15 protein-coding genes are annotated in these 16,878 nt (G+C 65.9%); 14 read left to right on the top strand and 1 reads right to left on the bottom strand.

Annotated elements, in window-relative coordinates; translation table 11 throughout:
• The first annotated feature begins 243 nt into the window (after nt 1-243).
• The 6 genes from pstS (at nt 244) to phoB (ending at nt 5,795) form a co-directional block, all read left to right on the top strand.
• Nucleotides 244-1,269: a phosphate ABC transporter substrate-binding protein PstS gene (gene pstS, locus ACODTJ_RS02675; protein WP_454655695.1), complete on the top strand. Its 1,026-nt coding sequence runs from the start codon at nt 244-246 to the stop codon at nt 1,267-1,269.
• Between the two features lie 157 nt (nt 1,270-1,426).
• Nucleotides 1,427-2,401: a phosphate ABC transporter permease subunit PstC gene (gene pstC, locus ACODTJ_RS02680; protein ID WP_454655696.1), complete on the top strand. Its 975-nt coding sequence runs from the start codon at nt 1,427-1,429 to the stop codon at nt 2,399-2,401.
• 11 nt (nt 2,402-2,412) lie between these two features.
• The gene (gene pstA, locus ACODTJ_RS02685; RefSeq protein WP_488847521.1) at nt 2,413-3,297 is read left to right on the top strand and encodes a phosphate ABC transporter permease PstA; all 885 of its coding nucleotides are present in this window, start codon (nt 2,413-2,415) and stop codon (nt 3,295-3,297) included.
• A gap of 39 nt (nt 3,298-3,336) precedes the next feature.
• Nucleotides 3,337-4,143 (top strand): phosphate ABC transporter ATP-binding protein PstB, encoded by an 807-nt coding sequence (gene pstB / locus ACODTJ_RS02690; RefSeq protein ID WP_454655698.1) that lies wholly within the window; start codon nt 3,337-3,339, stop codon nt 4,141-4,143.
• Between the two features lie 76 nt (nt 4,144-4,219).
• Complete coding sequence (gene phoU / locus ACODTJ_RS02695) at nt 4,220-4,939, top strand: phosphate signaling complex protein PhoU (RefSeq protein WP_091856981.1); 720 nt, start codon at nt 4,220-4,222, stop codon at nt 4,937-4,939.
• A gap of 148 nt (nt 4,940-5,087) precedes the next feature.
• A complete protein-coding gene (gene phoB / locus ACODTJ_RS02700) occupies nt 5,088-5,795 on the top strand; it encodes a phosphate regulon transcriptional regulator PhoB (RefSeq protein WP_454655699.1) in 708 nt (235 codons plus the stop codon).
• A 3-nt stretch (nt 5,796-5,798) separates the two neighbouring features.
• Here phoB and ACODTJ_RS02705 read toward each other — a convergent pair whose 3' ends face one another.
• Nucleotides 5,799-6,185, bottom strand: a complete 387-nt coding sequence (locus ACODTJ_RS02705; RefSeq protein ID WP_454655700.1) for a SpoIIAA family protein — start codon at nt 6,183-6,185, stop codon at nt 5,799-5,801.
• 123 nt (nt 6,186-6,308) lie between these two features.
• Here ACODTJ_RS02705 and ACODTJ_RS02710 point away from each other — a divergent pair, with 123 nt between their 5' ends.
• The 8 genes from ACODTJ_RS02710 to odhB all read left to right on the top strand — a co-directional run bounded on the left by ACODTJ_RS02710 (nt 6,309) and on the right by odhB (nt 16,870).
• On the top strand, nt 6,309-7,061 hold the full coding sequence (locus ACODTJ_RS02710) for an amino acid ABC transporter ATP-binding protein (protein WP_488847522.1): 753 nt from the start codon (nt 6,309-6,311) through the stop codon (nt 7,059-7,061).
• Nucleotides 7,062-7,154: 93 nt separating this feature from the next.
• Complete coding sequence (gene zapE / locus ACODTJ_RS02715; RefSeq protein ID WP_454655702.1) at nt 7,155-8,333, top strand: cell division protein ZapE; 1,179 nt, start codon at nt 7,155-7,157, stop codon at nt 8,331-8,333.
• Nucleotides 8,334-8,335: 2 nt separating this feature from the next.
• On the top strand, nt 8,336-8,935 hold the full coding sequence (locus ACODTJ_RS02720; RefSeq protein ID WP_061969969.1) for a TetR/AcrR family transcriptional regulator: 600 nt from the start codon (nt 8,336-8,338) through the stop codon (nt 8,933-8,935).
• Between the two features lie 321 nt (nt 8,936-9,256).
• Nucleotides 9,257-10,219, top strand: a complete 963-nt coding sequence (gene mdh / locus ACODTJ_RS02725; protein ID WP_257731091.1) for a malate dehydrogenase — start codon at nt 9,257-9,259, stop codon at nt 10,217-10,219.
• A gap of 78 nt (nt 10,220-10,297) precedes the next feature.
• Nucleotides 10,298-11,494, top strand: a complete 1,197-nt coding sequence (gene sucC / locus ACODTJ_RS02730) for an ADP-forming succinate--CoA ligase subunit beta (protein WP_454655703.1) — start codon at nt 10,298-10,300, stop codon at nt 11,492-11,494.
• A 9-nt stretch (nt 11,495-11,503) separates the two neighbouring features.
• Entirely contained in the window at nt 11,504-12,388 is an 885-nt protein-coding gene (gene sucD, locus ACODTJ_RS02735) for a succinate--CoA ligase subunit alpha (protein WP_047577032.1), read from the top strand.
• Between the two features lie 157 nt (nt 12,389-12,545).
• Nucleotides 12,546-15,503 carry a 2-oxoglutarate dehydrogenase E1 component gene (locus tag ACODTJ_RS02740; protein WP_454655704.1) on the top strand — a complete coding sequence of 986 codons (2,958 nt, stop codon included), beginning with the start codon at nt 12,546-12,548 and terminating at the stop codon, nt 15,501-15,503.
• A gap of 140 nt (nt 15,504-15,643) precedes the next feature.
• Nucleotides 15,644-16,870 (top strand): 2-oxoglutarate dehydrogenase complex dihydrolipoyllysine-residue succinyltransferase, encoded by a 1,227-nt coding sequence (gene odhB / locus ACODTJ_RS02745; protein WP_454655705.1) that lies wholly within the window; start codon nt 15,644-15,646, stop codon nt 16,868-16,870.
• Nucleotides 16,871-16,878: the final 8 nt, after the last annotated feature.

Below are 16,878 nucleotides of genomic sequence, written 5' to 3' on the forward strand. Positions count from 1 at the left end.
TCGCGTTCGCGATCATGCGGTTGCCAAGGGCTCGCCTGGTCGTGGGTTCCGGGTTCTCCGCTGCGCGAAGCCCCGGAATGACAAGAGTGGTGCCAGCTGGGAGGATTCCCGATCATCCACGTCGGCCAGCCCGTGCATGACAGGCCTTCGTGACAGCTTTCATGACGGATTGTCATTTGGCTGTCATACAGAGGGTGTTCTGACAGGGCCGCTAGATAGAGCGACCAGATGAGGACATCTCACATGCGCAAGATTCTCGTTCTCGCGGCCGTTGCCGCCGGGATCGCCGGTTCCGCCCAGGCTGCCGACATCACCGGCGCCGGCGCGACCTTCCCCTTTCCGATCTATGCGAAGTGGGCCGAGGCCTACAAGAAGGAGACGGGCACCGGACTGAACTACCAGTCGATCGGCTCGGGTGGCGGCATCCGCCAGATCAAGGCCAAGACCGTCGCCTTCGGCGCCACCGACGCCCCGCTCAAGGGCGAAGACCTGACCAAGGACGGCCTGATCCAGTTCCCGACCGTGATGGGCGGCGTCGTGCCGGCCGTGAACATCGCCGGCGTCGAGCCGGGCAAGCTCAAGCTCTCGGGCGAGATCATCGCCCAGATCTACATGGGCGACATCAAGAAGTGGAACGATCCGAAGATCGTCGCGCTCAATGCCGGCGTCACCCTGCCGGACGCGAACATCAACCCGGTCTACCGTTCGGACGGCTCGGGCACGACCTTCGTGTTCACCGACTACCTGTCGAAGGTCTCGGCCGACTGGAAGTCGAAGCTCGGCACCAACACCGCCGTGCAGTGGCCGGTCGGCATCGGCGGCAAGGGCAATGAGGGCGTCTCCGCCTCGGTCAAGCAGGTCGCCAACTCGATCGGCTATGTCGAATATGCCTATGCCAAGCAGAACAAGCTCTCCCATGCCCTGGTGAAGAATGCCGACGGCAACTTCCCGGCGCCGGAAGAGAAGGCCTTCCAGGCCGCCGCCGCCAACGCCAACTGGAGCGAGCAGCCGGGCTTCGGCATCTCGCTCAACAACCAGAAGGGCGCGGAAGCCTGGCCGATCACCTCGGCGACCTTCATCCTGGTCCATGCCAAGCCGGAGAAGCCGGAAGAGGTGCAGGCCGCGCTGAAGTTCTTCGAGTGGGCCTACAAGTCCGGCGACAAGCTGGCCAGCGACCTCGACTACGTCGCCCTGCCGGCGAATGTGAAGGACCAGGTCCGCAATGCCTGGAAGGGCGTGACCGACAATTCCGGCAAGCCGATCTTCTGATCGCTGCCAGCGACACGGGCGAGGCGGGTTTCGATCCGCCTCGCTGCACTCTTCAAGCCCTCATCCTGAGGAGCCCTTTTCGGGCGCTCTTCAGGATGAGGGCTGGGGTCGGGCGGGTAATCCGACGATCCCGGCAACGCCACCGGAGCCTTCGCGGATGACCGCAGCAACCGACATGACGAGCATTCCCGGCGCGACGCCGATCGTGCGGAAGGCGCCGAAGGCGACCTTCGACCTCGTTTTCCGCAATGCCAGCTTCGCGGCCGCGCTGCTGGTGCTGGTGCTGCTCGCGGCCATCATGGCCTCGATGGTGATCGGCGGCTGGCCGGCCTTCCGCGAATTCGGCCTCGGCTTCATCACCTCCAGCGTCTGGGATACGCAGAACGAGCAATACGGTGCCTGGCCGGCGATCGTCGGCACGCTCTCGACGGCGCTGATCGCGCTGGTGATCGGCGTGCCGCTCTCGCTTGGCATCGCGGTCTACCTGACGCAGCTCGCCCCGGCCTGGTTCAAGAAGCCGGTCGGGACCGCGATCGAGCTGCTCGCCGCCGTGCCCTCGATCATCTACGGCATGTGGGGCCTGTTCGTCTTCGTGCCGCTCTTCGCGGCCTATGTGCAGATCCCGCTCTCGAACATCGTCGAGGGCATGCCGATCGTCGGCACCGTGCTTTATGCGCGCTCGCCCTCGGGGCTGGGCATCTTCACGGCTGGTATCATCCTGGCCTTCATGATCATCCCCTTCATCGCCTCGATCACGCGCGACATGCTGGAGCAGATCCCCTCCGTGCTGCGCGAGAGCGCCTATGGCATCGGTGCGACGACCTGGGAGGTCGTGCGCCATGTGCTGGTGCCGCAGGCCGGCGTCTCGATCATCGGCGCGGTGATGCTCGGCCTCGGCCGCGCGCTCGGCGAGACCATGGCGGTGACCTTCGTGGTCGGCAACGCCAACCGGCTCTCGGCCTCGATCCTCGATCCCGGCTCGACGATCGCCTCGCGCATCGCCAACGAATTCAACGAGGCGCTGGGCCTGCAGCTCAACGCGCTGATCGCGCTCGGCTGCATCCTGTTCTTCGTCACCTTCGTCGTCCTCGTCATCGCGCGACTGCTGGTCGCCCGCGTCAAGCGCTACTGAGGCTCAACCCCATGACCATGACGACCACGCCTCGCGAACTGCCTTATCAGCCCTGGGGGCGCGTGCGCCAGTCGCGCCGCACCGCCGACCGGCTGATGAAGGTCATCGCCACCGGCTTCACCTTCATCGCCATCTTCGTGCTGTTCTGGATCCTCGGCATGCTCGTGGTGAAGGGCGTCGGCGGCCTTTCGATCGCGACCTTCACGGCGGTGACGCCCGGCCCCGGCACGGAAGGCGGCGGCATCGCCAACGCCATCGTCGGCTCCTTCGTGCTGACCTTCCTCGGCATCGCGATCGCCACGCCGATCGGCGTGCTGGCCGGGACCTGGCTTGCGGAATACGGCCGCGGCTCGAAGCTCGCCAACCTGATCCGCTTCATCAACGACATCCTGCTCTCGGCACCGTCGATCCTGATCGGCCTGTTCGTCTACGTCATCCTGGTCGAGCCGTTCCGCGGTTATTCCGGTTGGGCCGGCGGCGTCGCGCTCGGCATCATCGCGATCCCGGTCATCGTGCGCACCACCGAGGACATGCTGAACCTCGTGCCCGGTCCGCTGCGTGAAGCCGGCGCCGCGCTCGGCGCGCCGCCCTCCGTCGTCATCACCTCGGTGACCTGGCGCGCGGCCAAGGCCGGCATGGTCACCGGCATCCTCTTGGCGCTCGCCCGCATCGCCGGCGAGACCGCGCCGCTGCTCTTCACCGCGCTCAACAACAATTTCTGGTTCTCGCCGACGCTGGTCGGCGGCGTCTCGAACCTGCCGGTGACGATCTACCAGTTCGCCTCCGCCCCTTACGAGAACTGGCAGCAGCTCGCCTGGGCCGGCTCGCTCATCATCACCGTCTCGATCCTCGTGCTCTCGATCATTGCCCGGCGCATCGTCGCCGGCAGCAAGTGAGCCTGAAACCAACCCGGTCGCGACCGACCTTGAGGACCCATGTCGATGCTTTCGACCCTTGAACTCTCCCCCCAGTCGCTCGATGCCGAGGCGCCCGTCCGGATCGCGGTGAAGAACCTCGATTTCTACTACGGCGAGCACAAGGCGCTGAAGAACATCAATCTCGACTTCCGCGACCGCCACGTCACGGCGCTGATCGGCCCGTCGGGCTGCGGCAAGTCGACCCTGCTGCGCATCTTCAACCGCATCTACTCGCTTTATCCGGAGCAGCGCGCCGAAGGCGAGATCATGCTCGATGGCCGCAACATCATCGGCAAGGACGTCGATGTGAACGAGCTGCGCTCGCGCGTCGGCATGGTTTTCCAGAAGCCGACGCCGTTCCCGATGTCGATCTACGACAACGTCGCCTTCGGCATCCGCCTCTACGAGAAGCCGCCGAAATCGGAGCTCGACGACCGCGTCGAGGGTGCCCTGCGCCGTGCCGCGCTCTGGGACGAGGTCAAGGACAAGCTGAAGAGCTCGGGCATGGGCCTCTCCGGCGGCCAGCAGCAGCGCCTGTGCATCGCCCGCACCATCGCGCAGAAGCCGGAGGTGATCCTGTTCGACGAGCCGACCTCGGCGCTCGACCCGATCTCGACCGGCAAGATCGAGGACCTGCTGGAGCAGCTCAAGAGCGACTTCACCATCGCGATCGTCACGCACAACATGCAGCAGGCGGCGCGCATCTCGCAGTACACGGCGTTCATGTATCTCGGCGAGGTCATCGAGTTCGCGCCGACCAACACGATCTTCATGAACCCCGCCAAGAAGCAGACCCAGGACTACGTCACCGGCCGTTTCGGCTAAGCGACATTTAGTTTCGCATCGGCTTGCCCGAAAACCGGTTTCCACTTTTCGGCCCGATGTGCCGGAGGACAACGCCATGACCGACCATATCGTCCGCTCCTACGACACCGATCTCGAAGGCATCCGCCGCAGCCTTGCCGAAATGGGCGGCATGGCCGAGCGCATGCTGGGCGATTCCACGGTCGCGCTCGTTCGCCGCGACACCGCGCTCGCCCAGAAGATCATCTCGGCCGACCAGCGCCTCGACAATCTCCAGCGCGAGGTCGAGGAGAAGGCCGTGCTCACCATCGCCCGGCGCCAGCCGCTGGCGCAGGATCTGCGCGAGCTGATCTCGGCGATCCGCCTCGCTTCCGACATCGAGCGCGTCGGCGATCTCGCCAAGAACATCGCCAAGCGCGCCGTCGCCATCGCCGGGCAGTTCCAGCCGCCGCATCGCGCGGTCGTCGGCCTCGAGCATATCAGCCGTCTCGTGCAGGCCCAGCTCAAGGACGTGCTCGACGCCTATGCCGCGACCAACGAGCAGAAGGCGCTCGAGGTCTGGAAGCGCGACGACGAGATCGACGCGCTCTACACCTCGCTGTTCCGCGAACTCCTGACCTACATGATGGAAGATCCGCGCAACATCACCTTCTGCACGCATCTGCTGTTCTGCGCGAAGAACATCGAGCGCATCGGCGACCACACCACCAATATCGCCGAGACCATCCATTACCTCGTCACCGGCGATTCCCTCGATGTGAACCGTCCCAAGCTCGATACGACCAATATCGAGGTCGAAGCGGTGACGGGAAACTGAACGAACACGAAGTGCCGTAGCCTTTCCGTCATGGTCGGGCTTGTCCCGACCATCCACGTCTTCGTCCTGGCAGGTGCCGTTCAAGACGTGGATGCTCGCCACAGGGGCGAGCATGACGGCAGGCTCGAATGACGGACGGAAAAGAAGCATGGCCGCACGCATCCTGATCGTCGAGGACGAGGAGCCGCTCACCCTGCTGCTGCGCTACAACCTCGAGGCCGAGGGCTTCGAGGTGGACAGCGTCGCGCGCGGGGACGATGCGGAACTGCACCTGCGCGATCACACGCCCGATCTCGTCCTGCTTGACTGGATGCTGCCGGGCCTGTCCGGCATCGAACTCTGCCGGCGCCTGCGCTCGCGGCGCGATACCGAGCGCGTGCCGATCATCATGTTGACGGCGCGCGGCGAGGAGACCGAGCGGGTTCGTGGCCTTGCGACCGGCGCCGACGACTATGTCGTCAAGCCCTTCTCGCTGCCGGAGCTGATCGCGCGCATCCAGGCGCTGCTGCGCAGGGCGAAGCCCGGTCACGTCGCCGGCCTGCTCGCGGCCGGCGACCTCGAACTCGACCGCACGACGCGGCGTGTCCGGCGGGCGGGGAGCGAACTGCATCTCGGGCCGACCGAGTTCCGCCTGCTGGAATTCCTGATGCAGGCGCCGGGCCGGGTCTATTCGCGCGCGCAGCTCCTCGACGCAGTCTGGGGCCGCGACGTCTATATCGACGAGCGCACGGTGGACGTCCATGTCGGGCGTTTGCGCAAGGCGATCACGCCGGGTGATGCCAAGGACCCGCTGCGCACCGTGCGCGGCGCGGGCTACGCCTTCGACGAGACCTTCGCGCGCAGCGGAGCCGCGTAAGCCTCAGGCGTCCGGCCCGCCCTCGATATCGCCGACCCAGCTCAGCGCCTTGTCATAGTCCTCGGGCTTGAAGGCGCGGACCTTGACGAAGGGGATCGCCGGGTCGAGCAGATCGACGAAGCCGGCGAGCCAGCCCCTGTCGGTGATTACGGCCTCCTTCGGAAAGCGCCTGAGCTCCCAGAGCTTGCCGATGCTGTAGCGCGCGTCCTTCCAGGCCGCGGCGAGTGTCATGTCGGTGAAATCGGTCATGTCGGCGAGGATGCCGAGCTTCTCGTGGCGGGTCAGCCGTGCCTCGATATCGGCTACGATCGCGTCGATATCCTCAGCCGTCAGCGTCCGCGACAGGCGATAGGCGGCGACATGGTCCGGGGCAGGCAGAATGGTGTGCATGGCGCGTCCTCCTTCGCGACAACGCGCGGGCGAGCGGGAGGTTTCGCCGGGCTGGCCTTGCCGAAGATCGGGCGCTATGGCCTCCAAAGCCATTCTTGAAGAGCAGCGCGGGAGGGCGCGACGTTGAGCGCGGCGCAGATCACGAAGGCGGAAGGCGCTGCCGTCACGATCACGCGTGTGAGTAAGCGCTTTGGCCCGCAGATCGCACTGAACGACGTCTCGCTCGCGGTCGAACCAGGGCAGGTCCAGTGCATCATCGGGCCGCCGGGTGCGGGCAAATCGACGCTACTGCGCTGCATCGGTCAAAGCGAGGCGATCGATCAGGGTTCGATCGAGATCGACGGAGAGCCGGTCGAACCGGAGAGCGCGCGCCGTCACCCAACCATCGGCATGGTGTCGCAGCGCCCGGAATTGCTCGACCATATGACCGCCCTGCAGCATGTCATCGAGGGGCCGCTCGCCCTGCTGAGGCGGCCGCGCAGGGAGATCGTCATGGAGGCGATGGCGGCGCTGGAGAGGGTCGGGCTGGCAGATCGGCGCGATTCCTATCCGAGTGAACTCCCGGGCGGGCAGCGGCAACGCCTCGCCATCGCGCGGGCGATGGCGGCGAGGCCGCGGCTGATGCTGCTGGACGAACCGATGGCCGGGCTCGATCCGGACGCCGCGGGCGAGGTTCTCGATGTGATCCGCGGGCTTGCAGGCTCGGGCCTGACCATGATCGTGGCGACGCATGAGCCTAGCTTCCTGCGCGAGGTCGCCGACGACATCGCCTTCATGAAGGGCGGCGAGATCGTCGAGCAGGGAGCGCCCCGGATCATCCTCGTCGCAGCGAAGCAGGCGCGCACACGCGACTTCGTCGCAACTCCGACGGCGTAAGGCCTTTCGCCGCGAGTGCTCGGCGGGCTTGCGATGAGGGCAGGGCTGCCGTAACCCGGTGAGGTCTTTTCTGGATCGCCAGCGCCCGCCGTCATGTCAGCCTCGATCACCGACCGTTATGCCGCCCTGGTCGAGGCGGGCGCCATCGAGCGCGATCCCGCGCAGGTCGCGGTGGTCAAGAAGCTCCAGGCGCTGACCGAAACGCTTGCCGCCCGGCGCCTGGCCCGCAAGGGCAGCGCGCTCGGCTGGCTCTTCGGCAAGAAGCCAGACACGGCGGCGGTGCCGAAGGGGCTCTATGTCTGGGGCTCGGTCGGCCGCGGCAAGACCATGCTGATGGACATGTTCTTCGAGGCAGCGCCGGTGAAGCGCAAGCGCCGCGTGCATTTCCACGAATTCCTCGCCGACGTCCATGGCCGCATCAATGCCTTCCGCCAAAAGATCAAGAGCGGCGAGGTCAAGGACGCCGATCCGATCGCGCCGGTTGCGGCCGCGCTGGCGGAAGAGGCCTATCTGCTCTGCTTCGACGAGTTCACCGTCACCGATATCGCCGATGCGATGATTCTCGGGCGGCTGTTCACGGCGCTGTTCGCGGCGGGCGTGGTGGTGGTCGCGACTTCGAATGTCGAGCCGTCGCGGCTCTATGAGGGCGGGCTCAACCGGGCGCTGTTCCTGCCCTTCATCGCGTTGCTGCAGACCAAGGTCGAGGTGCTCAAGCTCGATGCGCGCACCGATTTCCGGCTGGAGAAGCTGGGCGGTGCGCCGGTCTATCATGCCCCGGCCGACGAGAAGGCGAAGGCTGCGCTCGATACCGCCTTCAAGGCGCTGTCGGGCAAGGCGCAGGGCCAGCGTACGGTCCTCACCGTGCAGGGCCACGATCTCGTCCTGCCGCAGGCGGCCGGCGGCGTGGCGCGGGCGGGTTTCGCCGATCTCTGCGCGCAGGCCTATGGCGCTTCCGACTACATCGCGCTGGCACAGCGCTTCCATATGCTGGTGCTCGACGATATCCCGATCCTCGATTTCGACCGACGCAACGAGGCCAAGCGCTTCATCATCCTGATCGACACGCTCTATGAGCATCATGTGAAGCTCGTCGCCTCGGCGGCGGCCGAACCGCATGAGCTCTATCGCGCGAACAAGGGGCGCGAGGCCTTCGAGTTCGACCGCACCGTCTCCCGCCTGATCGAGATGCGCTCCGAGGAGTATCTGGCGATGCCGCATGGCCGGCCGGATTCCACGGCGAGCGGGGATACGACGGGGCTGGTGGAGACCTGACGATGCCGCAGCGCGAACCGAGCGAGACCCGCATCCTCACGGTCGCCGGCGAGCATCTGCGCAAGTTCGGGCTGAAGCGCTTCACCGTCGTCGCGGTGGCGGAAGAGGCGGGCATGACCCATGCCAATGTCTATCGCTACTTTCCCTCCAAGGGCGCGCTGATCGACGCCGTCGTCGATGTCTGGCTGAAGGCGACCGAGCGCCGGCTCGCCGATGTCGCCGACGGACCCGACCCGGCCGACGACAAGCTCGAGCGCCTGATCCTGGCGCTGGCCAAGGCCAATCGCGACCTGCTGACCGAGGAGCCGCATCTCTTCGCGGCCTTGTCGCTGGCGGTGGCCAAGCGGCACGCAATCAGCCGGCGCAACCGCACGCGCGTGCGCGCCCTGTTCGAACGGGTGGTCGACGAGGGCATGGCGACCGGCGTGTTCGAGCCGCGCGACCGCGACCGGGCGATCGCCTTCGTCATCGACGCCACCAACCGCTTCATCCATCCGGCCTCGCTCGCGCTGGAGGCGGACGTGCCGCAGGCCTCGGTCGATACGCGGCTCTCGACCCTGATCCGCGTGATCCTGCGGGTGCTCGGCAGCGGGATCGTGTGAATAATCTGGTGACGAATTACAGTTTCTGTAAATTGTAATTGCCGGATTTCGTTCCTCGTGGAACCGAGTGTGATTATCTGCCTCTTCTAAGTTATTGAAAAATATAAGCCGGCCTCGCGCGATGTCGCGCGAGGCGTCCGGTGCCCGAGAAAAGCCGCTTTTGCGGCGAGGGTTGCGGCAAAAGGCCGGTTTGGGCCAAAGGAACGCACGGTTTGGCCGGCTCCCTCCGGGGAGCTGACCTGTCGCAGCGCCAAGGCATTTTGAATGTCGAAGCCGGCAAAGGCCGGATCGATGGTCGCGCCAGAAACAAAGGACTAGGCAATGGCCCGTAAGAAGATCGCCCTCATCGGCTCCGGCCAGATCGGCGGCACGCTCGCTCACCTCGCCGGCCTCAAGGAACTGGGCGACATCGTCCTGTTCGACATCGCCGAGGGCATTCCGCAGGGCAAGGGCCTGGACATCGCCGAGTCCGCCCCGGTCGACGGCTTCGACGCCGGCTACAAGGGCACGAACTCCTACGAGGACATCAAGGGCGCCGACGTGATCATCGTCACCGCCGGCGTGCCGCGTAAGCCCGGCATGAGCCGCGACGACCTGATCGGCATCAACCTCAAGGTAATGAAGTCGGTCGGCGAAGGCATCAAGCAGTACGCCCCGAAGGCCTTCGTGATCTGCATCACCAACCCGCTCGACGCGATGGTCTGGGCGCTCCAGAAGTTCTCGGGCCTGAAGCCCAACATGATCTGCGGCATGGCCGGCGTGCTCGATAGCGCCCGCTTCCGCCACTTCCTCGCCGAGGAGTTCAACGTTTCGGTCAAGGACGTCTCGGCCTTCGTGCTCGGCGGCCATGGCGACGACATGGTGCCGCTGGTTCGCTACTCGGGCGTCGCCGGCATCCCGCTGCCGGACCTCGTCAAGATGAAGTGGACCACGCAGGAGAAGCTGGACGCCATCGTCGAGCGCACCCGCAAGGGCGGCGGCGAGATCGTCAACCTGCTCAAGACCGGCTCGGCCTTCTATGCCCCGGCTGCCTCCGCGATCGCGATGGCCGAGAGCTATCTCAAGGACCAGAAGCGCGTCCTGCCGGCGGCGGCTGCGCTGAAGGGCCAGTATGGCGTCAAGGACATGTTCGTCGGCGTTCCCGTCGTGATCGGTGCCAAGGGCGTCGAGCGCGTCGTCAAGATCCGCCTCAACGGCGCCGAGAAGGAGATGCTGGCGAAGTCGGTGGCTTCGGTGCAGGGCCTGATCGACGCCTGCAAGAACATCGACTCGTCACTCGCGTGATTTAAGCAAGGGCGGCGGCGCGGATACGCGCGGCCGCCCTTTCGTCAATTTTCGGTCGCTGTCAGGGAAACCGAGCACATGAACATCCACGAATACCAGGGCAAAGCCATCCTCAAGGAATTCGGCGCGCCCGTTTCGGCCGGTTTCCCGGCGCTGACGGTGGCGGAGGCGGTCGAGGCCGCCAAGAAGCTGCCGGGGCCGCTTTACGTCGTGAAGTCGCAGATCCACGCCGGCGGGCGCGGCAAGGGCAAGTTCAAGGAACTGCCGGCCGATGCCAAGGGCGGCGTTCGCCTCGCCAAGTCGGTGGCCGAGGTCGAGGCCCACGCCAAGGAAATGCTCGGCAACACGCTGGTCACGATCCAGACCGGCGAGGCCGGCAAGCAGGTCAACCGCCTCTATATCGAGGACGGCTCGGACATCGAGAAGGAGTTCTACCTCTCGGCTCTGGTCGACCGCGAGACCTCGCGCATCGCCTTTGTCGTTTCGACCGAGGGTGGCATGGACATCGAGGCCGTCGCCCATGACACGCCCGAGAAGATCGAGACCTTCTCGGTCGATCCGGCCACCGGCATCATGCCGCATCACGGCCGCGCCATGGCGCGCATCCTCGGATTGAAGGGCGACCTCGCCAAGCAGGCCGGCACCGTGCTCGGCCAGATCTACAACGCGTTCGTGGCCAAGGACATGGACATGCTGGAGATCAACCCGCTGATCGTGACCACCCAGGGCCAGCTCAAGTGCCTGGACGCCAAGGTCTCGTTCGACTCGAACTCGCTCTATCGTCACCCCGAGGTCGTTGCGCTCCGCGATACGACTGAAGAGGACGAGAAGGAGATCGAGGCCTCCAAATACGACCTCGCCTATATCGCGCTCGACGGCACGATCGGCTGCATGGTCAACGGCGCCGGCCTCGCCATGGCGACGCTCGACATCATCCAGCTCTATGGGGAATCGCCCGCCAACTTCCTCGACGTCGGCGGCGGTGCCTCCGAAGAGAAGGTGACGGCGGCGTTCAAGATCATCACCGCCGACCCGAAGGTGAAGGGCATCCTCGTCAACATCTTCGGCGGCATCATGAAGTGCGACGTCATCGCGCGCGGCGTCATCGCCGCGGTGAAGGCCGTCGGCCTTCAGGTTCCGCTGGTCGTGCGTCTCGAAGGCACGAATGTCGAGGAAGGCAAGCAGATCATCCGCGAGTCCGGCCTCAACGTCATCCCCGCCGACGACCTCGACGACGCCGCGCAGAAGATCGTCGCCGCGATCAAGAAGGCCTGAGGAGCAGACATGTCCATCCTGATCGACAAGAACACCAAGGTCATCTGCCAGGGCTTCACCGGCAAGAACGGGACCTTCCACTCCGAGCAGGCGATCGCCTATGGCACGCAGATGGTCGGCGGCACCTCGCCGGGCAAGGGCGGCTCGCTCCATCTCGGCCTGCCCGTCTTCGACAGCGTGCACGAGGCCAAGGCCAAGACCGGCGCCGACGCTTCGGTCGTCTACGTGCCGCCTCCGGGCGCTGCGGACGCGATCTGCGAGGCGATCGATGCCGAGATCCCGCTGGTGATCTGCATCACCGAGGGCATCCCGGTGCTCGACATGGTCCGCGTCAAGCGTTCGCTGGTCGGCTCCAAGACCCGCCTGATCGGCCCGAACTGCCCCGGCGTCGTCACCGCCGGCCAGTCGAAGATCGGCATCATGCCGGCGAACATCTTCAAGCCGGGCAATGTCGGCATCGTCTCGCGCTCGGGCACGCTGACCTATGAGGCGGTGTTCCAGACCACGAACGAGGGCCTCGGCCAGACCACGGCCGTCGGCATCGGCGGCGACCCGGTCAAGGGCACCGAGTTCATCGACATGCTCGAGATGTTCCTGGCCGACGACAAGACCGAGTCGATCGTCATGATCGGCGAGATCGGCGGCTCGGCCGAAGAGGACGCGGCGCAGTTCATCAAGGACGAGGCCAAGCGCGGCCGCAAGAAGCCGATGGTCGGCTTCATCGCCGGCCGCACGGCCCCTCCCGGCCGCCGCATGGGCCATGCCGGCGCGATCATCTCGGGCGGCAAGGGCGGCGCCGAGGACAAGATCGCGGCGATGGAAGCGGCCGGTATCCGGGTCTCGCCCTCGCCGGCGCGCCTTGGAAAGACCTTGGTCGAAGTGTTGAAGGGCTGAGGCGTTTTGGCGCGTCATGACTGGCCTTGAGCCGGCCATGACGCGCCGCCAAATCCCGAGGAGTTGCCCGGGGCAGGCCTGGGCATGACGGCAGAATGAAGGATGTCCGGGCAGGGGTTCGGACATGGCTTAAGCGGCGAAGGAAGGCAGGAGCATCATGGCTCGCCAGGACATCAACGAGGCTCTCGCGCAGACCGGCTTCCTCTATGGCGGCAACGCTGCCTATATCGAGGACCTCTATGCCCGCTACGAGGCCGATCCCAAGTCGGTCGACGAGCAGTGGCAGAGCTTCTTCGGCGCGCTGAAGGACGACAAGGAAGCCGTCCTGCAGAACGCCAAGGGCGCGTCCTGGAAAAAGCCGAACTGGCCGATCGTCGCCAATGGCGAGCTGGTCTCGGCGCTGGACGGCAACTGGGCCGTCGTCGAGAAGGTGATCTCCGACAAGCTCGGCGCCAAGGCCAAGGCTGCCGGCACCGCGCTCTCCGCCGCCGACGTGCAGCAGGCGACCCGCGATTCCGTGCGCGCGATCATGCTGATCCGCGCCTACCGGATGCGCGGCCATCTCCATGCCAAGCTCGACCCGCTGGGGATCGAGAGCCGCACCGACCATGAGGAACTGTCGCCGGCCGCCTTCGGCTTCACCGACGCGGACCTCGACCGCAAGATCTTCATCGACAACGTGCTCGGCATGGAGTTCGCCTCGATCCGCGAGATGGTCGCGATCCTGCAGCGGACCTATTGCGGCACGGTCGGCGTCGAGTTCATGCACATCTCCGACCCCGAGCAGAAGGCCTGGTTGCAGGAGCGCATCGAGGGGCCGGACAAGGAGATTGCCTTCACCAAGGAAGGCAAGAAGGCGATCCTGAACAAGCTCGTCGAGGCCGAGGGCTTCGAGAAGTTCCTGGATCTCAAGTTCACCGGCACCAAGCGCTTCGGCCTCGATGGTGGCGAGGCGCTGGTCCCGGCGCTGGAGCAGATCATCAAGCGCGGCGGCGCGCTCGGCGTGCGCGACATCGTCTTCGGCATGGCCCATCGCGGCCGCCTCAACGTGCTGACCCAGGTTCTGGGCAAGCCGCACCGCGCGCTGTTCCACGAGTTCAAGGGCGGCTCCTTCGCGCCTGATGACGTCGAGGGCTCGGGCGACGTGAAGTACCATCTCGGTGCTTCCAGCGATCGCGAGTTCGACGGCAACAACGTCCATATCTCGCTGACCGCCAACCCGTCGCATCTCGAGATCGTCGACCCCGTCGTGCTCGGCAAGGTGCGCGCCAAGCAGGACCAGTTCGGCGACATCGTCGAGCGCTCCAAGGTGCTGCCGCTGCTGATCCATGGCGACGCGGCCTTCGCCGGCCAGGGTGTCGTGGCGGAATGCCTCGGCCTCTCCGGCCTCAAGGGCCACCGCACCGGCGGCTCGCTGCATTTCATCATCAACAACCAGATCGGCTTCACCACCTATCCGCGCTATTCGCGCTCCTCGCCCTATCCGTCCGACGTGGCGAAGATGGTGGAGGCTCCGGTCTTCCATGTGAACGGCGACGATCCGGAAGCGGTGGTCTTCGCCGCCAAGGTCGCGATCGAGTTCCGGCAGAAATTCCACAAGCCGGTCGTGATCGACATGTTCTGCTATCGCCGCTTCGGCCATAACGAAGGCGACGAGCCGGGCTTCACCCAGCCGCTGATGTACCGCAAGATCCGCGGCCACAAGTCGACGCTGGAGCTCTACGGCGCCAAGCTCGAGGCCGAGGGCGTGATCACCGCCGGCGAGCTCGACGAAATGCGTGCCGCCTGGAAGGGCAAGCTGGAAATCGAGTTCGACGCCGGCCAGGCCTTCAAGCCGAACAAGGCCGACTGGCTCGATGGCCGCTGGGCCGGCATGAAGGCGATCCGCGCCGACGAGGACGACCCGCGCCGCGGCGCCACCGGTGTGCCGGCGGCGGTGCTCAGGGAGATCACCGAGAAGATCACGGCCGTCCCGGCCGGCTTCAACGTCCACAAGACGATCCAGCGCTTCCTCGACAACCGCAAGAAGGCGGTCGAGAGCGGCGAGGGCATCGACTGGGCGACCGCCGAGGCGCTGGCCTTCGGCTCGCTGCTGCTCGACGGCAATCCGGTGCGCCTCTCCGGCCAGGATTGCGAACGCGGCACCTTCTCGCAGCGCCATTCGGTGCTGATCGATCAGGAGACCGAAGCCCGCCACACCTCGCTGAACCATATCCGCGAGGACCAGCCCCGCTACGAGGTCATCAACTCGATGCTCTCGGAAGAGGCCGTGCTCGGCTTCGAATACGGCTACACCCTGTCGGAGCCGAACGCTCTGACGATGTGGGAAGCGCAGTTCGGCGACTTCGCCAACGGCGCGCAGGTCGTGTTCGACCAGTTCATCTCGTCGGGCGAGCGCAAGTGGCTGCGCATGTCGGGCCTCGTCTGCCTGCTGCCGCATGGCTACGAGGGCCAGGGTCCGGAGCACTCCTCCGCCCGCCTCGAGCGCTTCCTGCAGATGTGCGCTGAGGACAACATGCAGGTGGCGAACTGCTCGACGCCCGCGAGCTACTTCCACATCCTGCGCCGCCAGCTGAAGCGCGACTTCCGCAAGCCGCTGATCCTGATGACGCCGAAGTCGCTGCTGCGCCACAAGCGCTGCATCTCCGACCTCGCCGACCTCGCCGAGGGCTCGACCTTCCACCGCGTGCTGGCTGACGATGCCGAGCGCGGCAAGTCGACCACCAAGCTGGTCAAGGACTCGAAGATCCGCCGCGTCGTGCTCTGCTCGGGCAAGGTCTATTTCGACCTGCTGGAGGAGCGCGAGAAGCGCGGCGTCGACGATGTCTACCTGATGCGCGTCGAGCAGCTCTATCCGTTCCCGCTGAAGACGCTGGCTCAGGAGCTGGCGCGCTTCAAGGGCGCCGACGTGGTCTGGTGCCAGGAGGAGCCGAAGAACATGGGCTCCTGGACCTTCGTCGAGCCCTATCTGGAATGGGTGCTCGGCCATGCCGGCTCGAAGTCGAAGCGTCCGCGCTATGTCGGCCGCCCGGCCTCGGCCGCGACCGCGACCGGCCTGATGTCCAAACATCTCGCCCAGCTCAACGCCTTCCTCGACGAGGCTTTTGCCGCTTAAGCTTGGTGTCATCCCGGACAAGCCGCGTGAGCGGCGCCGATCCGGGATCCATGCCTGAACCGTTCCGGAATGGATCCCGGGTCTGCGCTTCGCTCCGCCCGGGATGACCTCCACGAGATCCGAATAAGAAGAGGCCTGACATGGCGACCGAAATCCGCGTACCCACCCTCGGCGAATCCGTTTCCGAGGCCACCATCGGCAAGTGGTTCAAGAAGCCGGGCGAGGCGGTGAAGGCCGACGAGCCCCTCGTCGAGCTCGAGACCGACAAGGTGACGCTGGAAGTGAACGCGCCGGCCGCCGGCGTGCTCGGCGAGATCGTCGCCAAGGAAGGCGATACCGTCGGTGTCAGCGCCCTGCTCGGCACGATCGCCGAAGGCGGCGCCGCTGCTGCTCCCGCGCCGAAGGCCGAGGCCAAGCCTGCCGTCGCTCCGGCTCCCGCCGCAGAGGCTCCTAAGGCTGCCGCGACCAAGGCCGCCGATTCCGGCCCGGCCGTCTCGCGTCTCGCTGCCGAGAGCGGCGTCGATCCGTCCAAGGTCGCCGCCTCCGGCAAGGATGGCCGCGTGACCAAGGGCGACATGCTCGCCGCGATCGCGACCGGCGGCGCTGCCGCCCCGGCCGCCGCGCCTGCGCCGATCGCCGTCCGCGCCCCGTCGGCGCCGGATGACGGCGCCCGCGAAGAGCGCGTCAAGATGACCAAGCTGCGCCAGACCATCGCGCGCCGCCTCAAGGAAGCCCAGTCCAACGCGGCGATGCTGACGACCTTCAACGAGGTCGACATGTCCGGCGTGATGGCGCTGCGCAACCAGTACAAGGACGTGTTCGAGAAGAAGCACGGCGTGAAGCTCGGCTTCATGGGCTTCTTCGTGAAGGCCTGCGTGCAGGCGCTGAAGGAGATCCCGGCGGTCAATGCCGAGATCGACGGCACCGACATCATCTACAAGAACTACTACCATATCGGCGTCGCCGTCGGCACCGAGAAGGGCCTGGTGGTTCCGGTCGTGCGCGATGCGGACGAGCTTTCGATCGCCGGCGTCGAGAAGAAGATCGGCGAGTTCGGCCGCAAGGCCCGCGACGGCAAGCTCTCGATCGAGGAGATGCAGGGCGGCACCTTCACCATCTCGAACGGTGGCGTCTACGGCTCGCTGATGTCGACCCCGATCCTGAACGCGCCGCAGTCGGCGATCCTGGGCATGCACAAGATCCAGGAGCGTCCGGTCGTCGTGAACGGCAAGATCGAGATCCGCCCGATGATGTATCTCGCGGTCAGCTACGACCACCGCATCATCGACGGCAAGGAAGCCGTGACCTTCCTCGTCCGTATCAAGGAAGGCCTGGAGGATCCGGCGCGCCTCGTCCTCGATCTCTGATCGCGCGG

The organism is Allobosea sp. FG18 (assembly GCF_057809495.1).

What these genes read in the sequence shown, in the direction of transcription:
- ACODTJ_RS02740 (WP_454655704.1), top strand. Translation starts at nt 12,546, where the DNA reads ATGGCTCGCCAGGACATCAACGAGGCTCTCGCGCAGACCGGCTTCCTC.
- pstS (WP_454655695.1), top strand. Translation starts at nt 244, where the DNA reads ATGCGCAAGATTCTCGTTCTCGCGGCCGTTGCCGCCGGGATCGCCGGT.
- phoB (WP_454655699.1), top strand. Translation starts at nt 5,088, where the DNA reads ATGGCCGCACGCATCCTGATCGTCGAGGACGAGGAGCCGCTCACCCTG.
- pstC (WP_454655696.1), top strand. Translation starts at nt 1,427, where the DNA reads ATGACCGCAGCAACCGACATGACGAGCATTCCCGGCGCGACGCCGATC.
- phoU (WP_091856981.1), top strand. Translation starts at nt 4,220, where the DNA reads ATGACCGACCATATCGTCCGCTCCTACGACACCGATCTCGAAGGCATC.
- zapE (WP_454655702.1), top strand. Translation starts at nt 7,155, where the DNA reads ATGTCAGCCTCGATCACCGACCGTTATGCCGCCCTGGTCGAGGCGGGC.
- ACODTJ_RS02720 (WP_061969969.1), top strand. Translation starts at nt 8,336, where the DNA reads ATGCCGCAGCGCGAACCGAGCGAGACCCGCATCCTCACGGTCGCCGGC.
- odhB (WP_454655705.1), top strand. Translation starts at nt 15,644, where the DNA reads ATGGCGACCGAAATCCGCGTACCCACCCTCGGCGAATCCGTTTCCGAG.
- mdh (WP_257731091.1), top strand. Translation starts at nt 9,257, where the DNA reads ATGGCCCGTAAGAAGATCGCCCTCATCGGCTCCGGCCAGATCGGCGGC.
- sucC (WP_454655703.1), top strand. Translation starts at nt 10,298, where the DNA reads ATGAACATCCACGAATACCAGGGCAAAGCCATCCTCAAGGAATTCGGC.
- ACODTJ_RS02705 (WP_454655700.1), bottom strand. Translation starts at nt 6,185, where the DNA reads ATGCACACCATTCTGCCTGCCCCGGACCATGTCGCCGCCTATCGCCTG.
- pstA (WP_488847521.1), top strand. Translation starts at nt 2,413, where the DNA reads ATGACCATGACGACCACGCCTCGCGAACTGCCTTATCAGCCCTGGGGG.
- pstB (WP_454655698.1), top strand. Translation starts at nt 3,337, where the DNA reads ATGTCGATGCTTTCGACCCTTGAACTCTCCCCCCAGTCGCTCGATGCC.
- sucD (WP_047577032.1), top strand. Translation starts at nt 11,504, where the DNA reads ATGTCCATCCTGATCGACAAGAACACCAAGGTCATCTGCCAGGGCTTC.